Origin of the sequence: Streptomyces sp. OR43 (assembly GCF_008042275.1) — a bacterium.
Classification (GTDB): domain Bacteria; phylum Actinomycetota; class Actinomycetes; order Streptomycetales; family Streptomycetaceae; genus Streptomyces.
In genome coordinates, this window is the sequence record NZ_RDBK01000043.1 from 4617284 (window position 1) to 4629483 (window position 12200).

A 12200-nucleotide genomic window follows, 5' to 3' on the forward strand; every position below is an offset into this window, starting at 1 on the left:
CAGACGGCGGAAAGGACGCGCGATGTTCCAGGAGCGCAAGGACCGCCGTCACGCCAACCGCGCGTTCGACCACGGCGAGGGCGTGACCCGTTTCCGGATGCGGCAGAAGATGATCTCCATCGGCGACGACTACTGGATCGACGACGAGTCCGGCGACCATCAGTACAAGGTCAACGGCAAGGCACTGCGCGCCCGCCGGACCTACCACATCGAGGACCGCGACGGCCGGCGCGTCGCCACCGTGCAGAGCCGGCCGCTGCGGATCAAGGACTCGATGGCGATCGAGGACGCCGACGGCCGGCGCGTGGCCATCGTCAAGAAGGCCGTCATCGGACCGCTGCGCGACCGGTGGCGGATCAAGCAGGAGGACGGCGAGGACCTGCGCGTGGTCGGCAACATCCTCGACCACGAGTACACGATCGAGCGGGACGGCTACAAGGTGGCCGAGGTGTCGAAGAAGTGGTTCCGCGTCCGCGACACCTACGGCCTCGACGTCGGGCCCGACGCCGACCCCGCCACCGTCCTGGCGGCGGCGGTGGCCATCGACGCGATGGCCCACCCCGGGGACTGACGGACGCTGCGGGCCGGACCGTCCGACGACGGTCCGGCCCGCATGCCCGTAGCCGGATCAGGGATTCCGGCGCAGTGCCACCACGTCGATCTCCACGAGGATGCCCATCAGTTCGGAGCCGACCGTGGTGCGTACCGGACGCGGGTCGCCGAAGTGCTCCCGGTAGACCCGGTCGAAGCCCGCGAAGTCACGGTGCACGTCCTGGAGATGGACCGTCGCCTTGACCACGTCGTCGAGCGTCAGCCCGTCCGTGGCGAGGAGGGCGCCCACGTTCGCGAGGACCTGGCGGGTCTGTTCCTCGATGGTGTCGCCGAGCGCGCCCGTGACCGGGTCCTGCGGGCCGAATCCGGAGGTGAACAGGTACGGGCCCGCCGCGATGCCCTGGCTGTACCCGCCGATCGGGGCGGGCGCACCGGCCGTGGTGACGGCGCGGCGTCCGGTGCGAAGACGGTCGGCCGTCACTTGGTCAGGTCTCCCTCGCGTGCGTTGACCTCGGCGTAGTGGCGGAGCTTCGCCTCGTCGACGGTGACGCCGAGGCCCGGACCGTCCGGCACCCGCAGGCTGCCGTTGGTCAGCGTGAGCGGCTCGATGATGTCGTCCGCGTGCAGGTAGTACATGGAGTCGATGGCGCGCGACAGCACCGGGGTGCTGGCCACGACCGCGAGATGCGCGGCCGTCGCGATGCCCAGCTCGCCGCCGCTGTGCAGGTTCATGCCGAGGCCGAACGTCTCGCAGTGCGCGGCCAGTGCCTTCGTCGGCGCGATGCCGCCCCACTTGTAGACGTCACCGTGGATCACGTCGACCGCGTTGAGGCGCATCGCGGGCGCGAAGTCCTCGAAGCGGACCACGCACATGTTGGTGCACAGCGGGATGCGCACCTTCTGGCGGACCTGGCTCATTCCCTCGATCCCGACGCACGGGTCCTCCAGGTACTCCAGGTCCAGCTCCTCCAGCGCGATGCCGGCCCGGATCGAGTCCGGCACGGACCAGGCGGCGTTCGGGTCGACGCGCAGGTTCACCTCGGGCAGCGCGGCCCGCACCGCCCGCAGGATCGCGACATCGCCCTGGACGTCCTTGGTGCCCTTGAGCTTCACGGCGGTGAACCCGCCCTCGGCCACCACCCGCTCCGTGTGCTCGGCCAGGGCCCGCGGCAGGTCGCCCGCGGCTGCGCCGGGTGCGTCGGCCCGGGTGATCAGCGCGGTCAGCGGCACCTCGTCGCGGACCGGTCCGCCCAGCAGGTCGGTCACCGACTGCCCGGTGGCCTTGCCCATGGCGTCCCAGCAGGCCACGTCGATCGCGGCCAGCGCGGCGTAACCCAGGTAGCCGTAGAAGAACGGCACCATGTGGTGGCGGCGGTGGAAGGACTCCAGGGCGAACGGGCTGGTGCCGATCAGGTCCTCGGCGAGGTCGCGGACGATCGCGGCGACCGGGCGGCCCCACATCGTCTCGCCCCAGCCCTCCACGCCGGTGTCCGTCCTGATGCGCACGACGGTGCGCGTCTCTCCGGTCTTCGTCTCGAACGAGCTGGTGAACGGGTTGACCAGCGGGAGATTGACGACGTGGACGTCGACCTCGGTGATCTTCATGAACGGTTCCTTACGTGTGAGGGATGGCAGGTCAGGCGAGAGGGCGCGACGCGGCGTCGAAGGCGAGGACCGCGCGGGCCAGGCCGCGGGCGCGCCGGTCGAGCAGCCGCTCACCGCGCGTGGCGTCGGCGCCGGCCGCGTCGTCGGTGGCGCCGCCCACCCGCTCCCACTCGCCGTGCCGCTCCACGGTCAGCCCGGGATAGGGCGGCCTGTCGAACAGGGGAGGCGGCTCGACCGGCGCGGGCCGGGCCCGCTCGCCGCGTACCAGCGCCGGCTGCGCGGCCAGCATCAGCGACGTCTCGAACCAGCCGGCGTGTCCGGGTACCAGTTCGGCGTGGCCCTCGTCCGGGCTGTCCGCGTCCGCCTCGGGCTCGCCGGTATCCGTGAGCGTCCAGTACGAGCAGGCTGCCGCCGTCACGTCGGCGCGCAGCGCGAACCGCTTGACCGCCAGGCGCATGATCTCGTCGTTGCCGCCGTGTCCGTTGACGACGAGCACCCGGCGGTAGCCGCAGGCGGCCAGCGAGTCGAGCAGTTCGTCCAGGACCAGGCCGAGCACCGGCGCGGACAGGGTCAGCGCCGCCGCGAACAGATGGTGCGGGCTGTGCCCGTACGGCAGCGTCGGCAGGCGTACGAGACCGGGCACGTCCTCGCCCGCGGCGGCCCGCTTGTCGAGCAGGGCCAGGGCCCGGGAGACGACGGCATCGGCGAGCATCGTGTCCGTGCCCATCGGCAGGTGCTCGGCGTGCTGCTCCTGCGAGCCGATCGGCAGGACGGCGATCGAGCCGGCCGCCGCCGTCGCCCGCGTCTCGCGCCAGGTGGCCTCGGTCAGATTGCGGTGGGTCATGCCGCTGTCTCCCCGGTCCGGGGGCATGACAGAGTCGGCGCATGGCGCATGAACGTATTCCTTTGCGGTTGGTACCCGATCCGCAGCCGGAGGAGCCGGCCGGTCGGGACGTCGGTGTGCTGGGCGCCGCCGAAGTACTGCCCGGACTGGTGCGTGCCGCGCTGCTCACCCGCGCCGGAGCCGTCCGGGAGCGGACGCGGGCCCGCTTCGACGCGGGCAGCGCCGACCCGGCCGTCGTCGACGCGGCGCTGCGGGAGGCGGCCGCCGTGTTCGCCGGGCAGGACCTGCTCGGCGTGGGCGTGGCCGCCGCCGGTGTGGTCGACCCGGCGGCGGGCCGGATCATCGAGGTGAACGACGCCCCGGCGCTGCGCGGCTACCCGGTGGCCGACCGGCTCGCGGAGCTGACCGGCGTCCCGGTGCGGGTCGAGCACCGGGCACGGGTCCAGGTGCTCGGCGACCGCTGGTTCGGCGGGGGGCGCGGCCGGCGCTCGTTCGCCTCCGTCGCGACCGGTGAGGTCCTCGGCGTCGGCATCCTGTACGAGGGCGAGGTGCTGGCCCCGGCCGGCGGTCGCAGCGGCGCCCATATGACGGTCACCGCGAGCGGCGAGCTCTGCACCTGCGGCCGGCGCGGCTGCTGGAAGACCGTGGCGACGACCCGCTGGCTGCGCGAGCGCGCCGCCGAGCAGGGGCTCGCCCCCGAGGCGGCCACCCTGGCGGCCCTGACGGCGTCCGGCACCCCGGCCGCCGCCGGTCTCGTCGCGCGGTACGCGGAGAACCTGGTGCTCGGCCTGGCCACCGTCCAGCAGCTCTTCGCGTGCGGACTGTTCGTCCTGCACGGCGAGGCGCTCGACGGCGGTGAGCCGTTCCGGGCGCTGGTCGAGTCCCGGCTGCGCGCCGATGTGCTCGGCGGCGGCGAGGTCCCCACCGTGGTGCTCGGCGAGCCCGCGGACACCGGTGCGCTGCTCGGGGCTGCGGGCCTGGTCCTGTCGGCGCCCCGGTTCTAGCCAGGAGCCGGCCGGGCCGGCTCCGGCCCGGCCCGCGTGCTCCGGTACGCGGCTCATGCCGGGACGCTCCCCGGGATCCGGCGGCGCGGGTCGGGCACCGGAACGGCGTCCAGGAGCCGTCGTGTGTACGCGTCCTCGGGCGCGGTGAACACCTGGTCGGCGGTGCCGGACTCGACGATGCGGCCCTGGCGCATCACGGCCACCCGGTCGGCGATCTGACGGACGACGGCCAGGTTGTGCGAGATGAAGAAGTAGGTCAGCCCGAGGCGTTCCTGGAGCTCGGCGAGCAGGTCGAGGACGCGCGCCTGGACGGACACGTCGAGCGCGCTCGTCGGCTCGTCGAGCACGACCAGGCGCGGCTCCAGGGCCAGGGCCCGGGCGATGGAGATGCGCTGGCGCTGACCGCCGGAGAACTCGTGCGGATACCGGTCCAGGATGCTCGCGTCCAGGCCGACGGAGTCCAGGAGTTCGCCGGCCCGGTCGCGCACCCTGGCCCGGCCGCGCCGCCCGCGCGCCCACTCCTCGTGGGTGACGAGCGGCTCGCCGACGATGTCGGCGATCCGCATCCGCGGATTCATGCTGGAGTACGGGTCCTGGAGCACGACCTGCATCTGCCGGCGCAGCGGCTTCAGGGCGGCGCCTTTCAGCGCCAGCAGGTCCGTGCCGTCGAACCGTACGCGGCCCGCGGTGGGTTCGAGCAGCCGCAGCAGCAGCCGGGTCAGCGTCGTCTTGCCGCAGCCGGACTCGCCGACCAGGGCGAAGGTCTCGCCCTCCCGGACGGTGAGGGAGACGTCGTCGACGGCGACGCTCGGCGGCCGGCCGGGGAACTCCTTGCGCAGTCCGTCGATCTCCAGCAGCGGGTTCGTGGTCATGCGACGGGCTCCAGTCGGGGAGTGGCGGCCAGCAGATCGCGGGTGTACGGGGCGGCGGGACGGGTGAACACCTGCTGCACGTCGCCGGTCTCGACGACCTCGCCGTGCCGCATGACGACGACCCGGTCGGCGGTCTCGGCGACGACGCCCAGGTCGTGGGTGATCAGCAGGACCGCCATGCCGTGGCGTCGCTGGAGGCTCACGAGCAGTTCCAGGATCTGCCGCTGCACGGTCACGTCGAGCGCCGTGGTGGGCTCGTCGGCGATGAGGACGCTGGGGCGGGCCACGAGCGCGGAAGCGATCATGACGCGCTGGCGCAGACCGCCGGAGAGTTCGTGCGGGTACTGGCCGTAGCGCCGTTCCGGGTCGGGGATCCCGACCTCGTCCAGTGCGGTCAGCGCCGCCCGGCGGGCTTCGGCGCGGGTGTGGTCGCCGTGCAGCCGGAGCACCTCGGACACCTGGTCGCCCACCCGCTGCAAGGGGTCGAGGCTGGTCATCGGGTCCTGGAAGACCATGGAGATCCGCGCCCCGCGGACCTTGCGCAACTCCTTCTCGCGCAGGGCGAGTACGTCCGTGCCGTCGAGCAGCACCTGCCCTCCGGCGTACACGCACGGCGGTTCGGGGTTGAGGCGCAGTGCGGACAGCGCGGTGGCCGACTTGCCGCTGCCGGACTCGCCGACGACGGCGAGGGTCTCGCCGGAGTTCACCGCGAAGCTCACCCCGCGCACCGCGTGCACGGTCGAGGAGGCGAGCGCGAAGTCGACGCGCAGGTCACGGAATTCGAGGACGGGTGCGGACGGCGGGGTCTGTGCGGAGTCGGTCATCGGCGGTACGCCTTCGGGTCCGCGACGTCGCGCAGCGCGTCGCCCAGAATGTTGATGGACAGCGAGGTGAGCATGAGCGCGACGCCGGGGAAGACGGCGATCCACCAGGACGTGCCGAGGTAGAGCTGACCGTCCGAGAGCATCCCACCCCAGGTCACCGTCTCCTTCGGAACGCCGAGGCCCAGATAGCTCAGTGAGGCCTCGGCGACGATGGCCGACGCGATGTGCAGGGTGCCGATCGTGGCCAGCGGGGCCATGACGTTGGGCAGCAGGTGCCGGCGCATGATCGCCCGGTCACCGACACCGATCGCGCGGGCCTCGGTGATGAAGTCGCGGGTGCGCAGCGACAGCACCTCGGAGCGCACCACACGGGCGTACGACACCCAGCCGGTGATGCCGATCACGAGGATGACGTAGCCGAGGCCCGAGCCGACGAAGCCGACGACGGCGAGCGCCAGCAGGATCGCGGGGAAGGCGAGCTGGACGTCCGCGACGCGCATGACGACCCGGTCGGTCCAGCCGCCGAGGTAGCCGGAGGCGAGACCGGCGACGGTACCGATGACCCCGGCGAGCAGCGCCGCTCCGGCGCCGACGAGCAGCGAGACCCGGGTGCCGTAGATGACCCGGGAGAGCAGGTCGCGGCCGAGCTGGTCGGTGCCGAGGAGGTGGTCCGCGCTGCCGCCGGACTGCCAGGCGGGGGGCCGGAGCCGGCCCAGGAGGTTCTGGGCGCCCGGGTCCGCGGGAGCGATCAGGGGTGCGAACAGGGCGCACACGACGATCAGGAGGAGGAAGAGGAGGGCGACGGCGGCGAGCCGGTTGCGCAGCAGCGAGCGCAGCACGGACGGCGCGGCAGAGGCGGGAGCGGGAGCGGCGGCGGTGGCTGCGGGGGCGGTGGTGGTGGTCATCGGGAGTTCCTCACCCTCGGGTCGAGGAGGCCGTAGGACAGGTCCACGAGCAGGTTCACCACGACGAACGTGGCGGCGAACAGCAGCACGGTGCCCTGTACCAGGGGGAAGTCGCGGTTGGCGATGGCCTGCACGGTCAGCTGGCCGACACCCGGCCAGGAGAAGACCTGCTCGGTGAGGATCGCGCCGCCGAGCAGGCTGCCGACCTCCAGACCGACGACCGTCACCACGGGCAGCGACGCGTTGCGCAGCCCGTGCCGCAGCACCGTGCGCACCGGGCCGAGGCCGCGGGCGCGGGCCGTACGGATGTGGTCGGAGCCGAGCACGTCGATCAGCGAGGAGCGCAGCAGCCGGGCGACGACGGCGACCGAGTAGACGGCCAGCGTGATCGACGGCAGGACCAGATGCGCGAAGGTGCCGTATCCGGAGGCGGGGAGCGCGTGCAGACCGACGGCGAACACGAGGATGAGCAGGATGCCCACCCAGAACGCGGGTGTGGACTGGCCGATCAGGACGGCCGTGATGACCCCGCGGTCGGCAGCCTTGCCGCGCCGCATCGCCGCGATCGTGCCGGCGGGCAGAGCGATCACCAGCGTCACCACGAGGGCGCCCGCCGCGAGCAGCAGCGTGGCCGGGATGCGGTCGGCGAGGACCGAGCGGACCGGCTGGTTGTAGAAGAGGGAGTTGCCGAAGTCGAAGCGCGGCAGGCCCCACAGATAGTCCAGGTACTGCGTGACGAGCGGCCGGTCCAGGCCGAGGCTGTGCCGGAGCACGTTCTCCTGCTGAGCGGTGGCATCGGGCGGCAGCATCACCTTCACCGGGTCGCCGGACAGGCGGACCAGGAAGAACGCGACGGTCGCGGTGCACAGCAGCACCAGCAGCGCGGTGCCCAGGCGGGAGACCGCGGGCCGCAGCACGGTCCACGCTCGGCCGGGGCCGGTGACCCGCACACCGGGCGCGGTCAGGGTCTGGCTCATCACACGGCCACCTTCGCGCTCGCCATGTCCAGCACCCCTGCGGCGCCGGGCGTCCAGCTCGGCCGGGTGTTGTGCACGTAGATGTTGTCGATCTGGTACAGGGGCACGAACGGCGCCTCGTCCTTGATCAGTTGCTGAAGTTCGGAGAAGGCGCGGCGGCGCACGGCCGGATCCACGGACAGCTCCTCGCGGTCCACGAGCCGGTCGGCGCGCTCGTTGTGCCAGCGGCTCTGCCGCCGGTCGCTGCGCACGTTCGACTGGAGCATGCTCTCGCCGTCCATGGTCCAGACGGTGGACGCGGCCAGGTACATCGGGCCGAGAGCACCGTGGTTGGAGGAGGTCAGGCGCTGGGAGTACGTGCCCGGGTCGAGCAGGTTCACCCTGGCGCGGATGCCGGCGCGGGCCAGCAGGCCCGAGATCGCCTCGGCGACGTTCGCGTCCAGATTGGAGGCGGTGATCGAGGTGCTGATGCCGTCGGGATGCCCGGCCCCGGCAAGCAGTGCGCGGGCCTTCGCGAGCGAACGCTCGTACGGCTTCACGGACGTGTCGAAACCGAACGCGCCGCGCGGGATCATCGCCGGGACCTCGGTGGCGTTTCCGCCGAGCACCGCCTTGATCAGCAGGGGTACGTCGACCGCGTGGTTGAGCGCCTGCCGTACGCGCCGGTCGCGCAACGGCCCCTCGGTCAGGGTGTCGAGCGACAGGTACGAGGTGCGGATGCCGGTGTGATGGTCGATCCGCACGCCCGGGTACCCGGCCAGTTGCTGGGCGGCGTCCGGCGTCATGCCCGCCACGATGTCGACGCCGCCGCTCTGCAGGGCGGCCAGCGCGGACGACGAGTTGGGGGCGGGCACGAAGACGAGCTCGTCGACGTGCGGGCGGCCCTGCCAGTGGTGGTCGTAGGCGGCCAGGCGCAGTTCGTGGTCGCGCTGCCAGCGCCGGAACGTGAACGGGCCGGTACCGACCGGGTGTGCGGCGAAGCCCTCGTCGCCGACCTTCGCCAGGTAGCGCGGGGGTACGACGACGCCGCCGAACAGGGAGAGCTTGGCGGGCAGGATCGGATCGTGGACCGAGGTGTGCACATCCACCGTGTAGCGGTCGGCCACGGTGACGCGCTCGACGTAACGCAGCTCCACGATGGGCGACTTGGTGGCGGGGTCGAGCAGTCGCTCGATGCTGAACCGGACCGCCTCGGCGTCGCACGGCTCGCCGTTGTGGAAGGTGACGCCGCGGCGCAGCTCGAACCGCCACACCTTCGGCCCGACGGCCTTCCAGGACACGGCGATCCGTGGCTGGAGGGAGTTGTCGCGGCCCCGCGTGGTGAGCGTGTCGAACATGTTGATCAGGGCGTTCATCGACGTCATGTCGCCCTGTTTGTGCGGGTCCATCGTCTTGGGGTCCCCGGTCTGGGAGACCCGCAGCACGTTGCCGGCGGAGGCCGCGGACGGCGCTCCGCATCCGGTCAGCAGGGCCGGGGCGATGAGGGCGGGCACCGCGAGACCGCTCAGGCGCAGCGCCGACCGGCGGGAGTACCCGGCGCGCGGGCCGCCTCCCCCTTCACATATTCGTTCCATTGGACAACACGCTCGTTCCGGTGAATGGAATGCAGTTCGGGTAAGGTAGGCCACATGGGGAAACCGGTCAACAGTCGTCCGCAGCAGCAGCCTCCTGCCGCCGCGTCAGCCGCCGTGTCCGAAGGCCCGGGTCCGGACGCGGCTCCGCCCGCGCCCGGACCGGTCGACAAAGCGATGGAAGTGCTGGCCGCCCTCGCCGCCCCGGGTGCGCCACACCGTCTGGCGGACCTCGCCCGCCGGACGGGACTCGCCAAACCGACCGTGCACCGCCTGCTGCGCGCCCTCGCCGCGTCGGGCTACGCCGAAGCGGCCACCGGCGGCAGCTACCGGCCGGGGCCCCGGCTCCTCGGGCTCGCCGCGGGCGCGCTCGCCGACGACGCCGTGCTGCGCCGGGTCGGCCCGGTCCTGGACGAACTCCGCGTACGCAGCGGTCTGTTCGCCTCCTACGCGGTGCGTGACGACCGCTCCGTCATCCATCTCGACGTCCGCGCACCGGCACAGGGACTCGGGCTCGATCTGAGCCCCGGCTCCCGCGAGCACGTGACCGCCGGAGCGGCCGGCCTCGCCCTCCTGGCCGCTCTGCCGGCCGAGGAGCGCGCACTCCTGTCGGCCGGACCCGACGGCGTACCCGCCGATGACACGACCCGCGAGGCCCTGGCCGCGGCAGCCCGCGACGGCTACGCCTTCGACGGCAGCGACGCCTGGCTCGACCGGCGCGCGCTCGCCGCCCCGGTGCGCGACGCGACGGGCCACGCGGTCGGCGCCCTGGTACTGACCGGACTCGCCTTCACGCTCGACGAAGCGACCGCGCGGCTCTACGGGCCGATGGTGGCCTCCGCCGCCGCCGCGGTGTCGACGAGCCTGGCCGCACAGCCCGGCGTACGGCTGGGACTGGTCCCGGAGCGCCCCGCCGGCGGCCGGATAAGCGCCACCACGCCGGTGAGCGGACTCGAAGAGGCGGGGGAGACCCGGTGAGCGCCGACACCCGCCATGCCGCCGCCCGGCGCGGACTCCTGGACGAAGGCCGGACGCGGGGCCTCTTCTCCGGCGCCGCCTGGTCGCTGGGCGACGCCTCGGGGCCGTACGACCGCGGCTGGACCGGTACCCGCGCGCTCGACGGACCGGCTCTGGACGGACGGGACCTCTGGGACCTGGCATCGGTGACCAAGCCGATCGTCGGCCTGGTCGTCATGGCCCTCGTGGACCGGGGAGTGCTCGGCCTCGACGACACCGTGGGGCAGCACCTCGCCCGCTACTCCGACAGCCCGCACGCCGCCCGTACGATCGCCCAGCTCCTCGACCACACCTCCGGACTGCCGGGCGGTGTCCCGCTCTACCGCGAGCACCCCACCCGCGAGTCGCTGCTCACGGCGCTCGGTCCGCTGCCGCGCACGGCCGAGCCCGGAACCCGTGTCACGTACTCCTCCCAGGGCTTCATCCTGCTCGGCCTCATCGCCGAACAGGCCACGGGCCAGGGCCTGGACGACCTGATGACCGACCTCGTCAGCGCCCCCGTCGGCCTGGCCGACACCGGATTCCGGCCGGGTCCCGCGGGCCGCGCCCGCGCGGTGGCCACCGAAGCCTGCCCCTGGCGCGGCCGGACCGTCGTCGGAGAGGTGCACGACGAGAACGCCGCGGTACTCGGCGGCGTCGCCGGGCACGCGGGCCTCTTCGCCACCCTCGCGGACCTGGAACGGCTCGCGTGCTGTCTGCTCGCCGGCGGCCCGCCGCTCATGCGGCCGGACACGCTCACCGTCATGACCGCCCCGCGCACGGACCACCTCAACCTGCGCCGCTCACTGGCCTGGCAGGGCCAGGACCCGGTCGGTTCGCCGGTGGGCGAGAGCTTCGGCCCGGCGTCGTTCGGGCACACGGGTTTCACCGGCACGAGCCTGTGGATCGACCCGGAGGCCGGCCGCTACGCCATCCTGCTCACGAACCGCGTCCATCCCAGCCGCGAGGAACGCGGATTCGCGGAGCTGCGGCGGGACTTCCACACGATCGGGGCGTGAGCGGGCGGCCCGCGATTCCGCATGCCGAGACGTTTGCTGTGATGCGCGGCACTCTCCGGGGGCCGCGGACCCGGCATGCGTGATCATGACGTGAATGAAGACTCAATTCCTCGGCATCGCCGAGCTGACCGAAGTCCCCCCGGTAGCGGTCGTCGTCGACGTCATGCGCGCGTACACCGTGGCCGCCTGGGCCTTCGCCCGAGGGGCGGAGAGGATCGTGCTCGCCGGGTCACTGGACGAAGCCCTGGCGCTCAAGGCGCAACACCCGGACTGGGTCGCGCTCAAGGACGGCCCGCCCGCGCCGGGGTTCGACGCCGTCAACTCGCCGGGGCTGCTGAGGTCCGCCGACCTCGGCGGCCGGACCGTGGTGCAGAAGACCACGGCCGGGACGGTCGGCGCACTCGCGGTGAAGGACGCCGGGCTGGTGCTGTGCGCCGGCTTCGTCGTGGCGGAGGCAACGGCCCGGCTCCTGCGGGCGCGCGGGAGCGACCGTGTCACGTTCGTCGTCACCGGTGAGGACGGGCAGGCCGACGAGGACCTCGCCTGCGCGCAGTACATCGCCGGACGGGCCGACGGGACCGCGCCGGACGCTGCCGAGTTCCTCCGCCGCGGTGCCGCGTCACGCGCCGCCACCGAGCTGACGGACGGGGTGCGCCAAGGCGTTCACCCCGATGACGTCGAACTCTGCCTGGAACTCGACCGGTTCCCGTTCGCCATGGTGGCGGCCCAGGAGGGCTCGCTCATGGTTCTGCGTCCCCACGCGATGCCGCCGCTGACCGGGGAGGACAACCCGGTCTGACGGACTGGTGCGGATGCGCCGGGGCGTCCGTGGGGTCAGAGCCGGCTGAGGAAGTCGGCCTTCTTCGCCTCGAAGTCGGCGGGAGAGATGACGCCCGCGTCGCGGAGTTCGCCGAGCTGCCGCAGGAGGTCCATGATCTCCTGCGCATTCTGAGCCGGGGCCCCGGCCGGTAGCTGCCGCCGGTGGCCGCTTCGGCGTAGCCCGACGCGGCGAGGGCGCGCAGCAGGCGGTG

Annotated in this window: 14 protein-coding genes; 5 read left to right on the top strand and 9 right to left on the bottom strand. The window is 72.9% G+C overall.

The features are described from left to right. The first annotated feature begins 22 nt into the window (after positions 1–22). The gene (locus EAO72_RS39830) at positions 23–571 is read left to right on the top strand and encodes an LURP-one-related/scramblase family protein (RefSeq protein ID WP_148021853.1); all 549 of its coding nucleotides are present in this window, start codon (positions 23–25) and stop codon (positions 569–571) included. Between the two features lie 57 nt (positions 572–628). On the opposite strand, the gene EAO72_RS39835 is transcribed toward EAO72_RS39830, so the two are convergent. The 3 genes from EAO72_RS39835 to EAO72_RS39845 are packed head-to-tail and all read right to left on the bottom strand — an operon-like array spanning position 629 to position 3001. After that, complete coding sequence (locus EAO72_RS39835) at positions 629–1033, bottom strand: RidA family protein (protein ID WP_148021854.1); 405 nt, start codon at positions 1031–1033, stop codon at positions 629–631. After that, entirely contained in the window at positions 1030–2157 is a 1128-nt protein-coding gene (locus EAO72_RS39840; protein WP_148021855.1) for a mandelate racemase/muconate lactonizing enzyme family protein, read from the bottom strand. Before EAO72_RS39840 ends, EAO72_RS39835 begins: the two co-directional genes overlap by 4 nt. Before the next feature lie 31 nt (positions 2158–2188). Continuing rightward, positions 2189–3001 carry a creatininase family protein gene (locus tag EAO72_RS39845; protein ID WP_187285362.1) on the bottom strand — a complete coding sequence of 271 codons (813 nt, stop codon included), beginning with the start codon at positions 2999–3001 and terminating at the stop codon, positions 2189–2191. Between the two features lie 41 nt (positions 3002–3042). On the opposite strand from EAO72_RS39845, the gene EAO72_RS39850 reads away from it, so the two are divergent. Continuing rightward, entirely contained in the window at positions 3043–4005 is a 963-nt protein-coding gene (locus EAO72_RS39850; RefSeq protein ID WP_187285363.1) for an ROK family protein, read from the top strand. A gap of 53 nt (positions 4006–4058) precedes the next feature. On the opposite strand, the gene EAO72_RS39855 is transcribed toward EAO72_RS39850, so the two are convergent. Genes EAO72_RS39855 through EAO72_RS39875 form a run of 5 tightly spaced genes read right to left on the bottom strand, consistent with a single transcriptional unit; the run spans position 4059 to position 9157 of the window. Beyond that, positions 4059–4877, bottom strand: coding sequence for an ATP-binding cassette domain-containing protein (locus EAO72_RS39855; RefSeq protein ID WP_148021857.1), 819 nt, complete (start codon positions 4875–4877; stop codon positions 4059–4061). Then, complete coding sequence (locus EAO72_RS39860; protein WP_148021858.1) at positions 4874–5701, bottom strand: ATP-binding cassette domain-containing protein; 828 nt, start codon at positions 5699–5701, stop codon at positions 4874–4876. The genes EAO72_RS39855 and EAO72_RS39860 overlap by 4 nt, the downstream gene beginning before the upstream one ends. Next, entirely contained in the window at positions 5698–6606 is a 909-nt protein-coding gene (locus tag EAO72_RS39865) for an ABC transporter permease (RefSeq protein WP_148021859.1), read from the bottom strand. The genes EAO72_RS39860 and EAO72_RS39865 overlap by 4 nt, the downstream gene beginning before the upstream one ends. Continuing rightward, a complete protein-coding gene (locus EAO72_RS39870; RefSeq protein WP_148021860.1) occupies positions 6603–7583 on the bottom strand; it encodes an ABC transporter permease in 981 nt (326 codons plus the stop codon). Before EAO72_RS39870 ends, EAO72_RS39865 begins: the two co-directional genes overlap by 4 nt. Further along, complete coding sequence (locus EAO72_RS39875) at positions 7583–9157, bottom strand: ABC transporter substrate-binding protein (protein WP_148021861.1); 1575 nt, start codon at positions 9155–9157, stop codon at positions 7583–7585. The genes EAO72_RS39870 and EAO72_RS39875 overlap by 1 nt, the downstream gene beginning before the upstream one ends. A 54-nt stretch (positions 9158–9211) precedes the next feature. On the opposite strand from EAO72_RS39875, the gene EAO72_RS39880 reads away from it, so the two are divergent. From EAO72_RS39880 to EAO72_RS39890, 3 genes are all read left to right on the top strand, one after another. Next, positions 9212–10132, top strand: coding sequence for an IclR family transcriptional regulator (locus tag EAO72_RS39880; RefSeq protein WP_148021862.1), 921 nt, complete (start codon positions 9212–9214; stop codon positions 10130–10132). Next, positions 10129–11169, top strand: coding sequence for a serine hydrolase domain-containing protein (locus EAO72_RS39885; RefSeq protein WP_148021863.1), 1041 nt, complete (start codon positions 10129–10131; stop codon positions 11167–11169). Before EAO72_RS39880 ends, EAO72_RS39885 begins: the two co-directional genes overlap by 4 nt. A gap of 94 nt (positions 11170–11263) precedes the next feature. After that, the gene (locus EAO72_RS39890; protein WP_148021864.1) at positions 11264–11968 is read left to right on the top strand and encodes a 2-phosphosulfolactate phosphatase; all 705 of its coding nucleotides are present in this window, start codon (positions 11264–11266) and stop codon (positions 11966–11968) included. A 35-nt stretch (positions 11969–12003) separates the two neighbouring features. On the opposite strand, the gene EAO72_RS42605 is transcribed toward EAO72_RS39890, so the two are convergent. Then, complete coding sequence (locus tag EAO72_RS42605) at positions 12004–12102, bottom strand: SHOCT domain-containing protein (RefSeq protein WP_222724148.1); 99 nt, start codon at positions 12100–12102, stop codon at positions 12004–12006. Between the last annotated feature and the right edge of the window lie 98 nt (positions 12103–12200).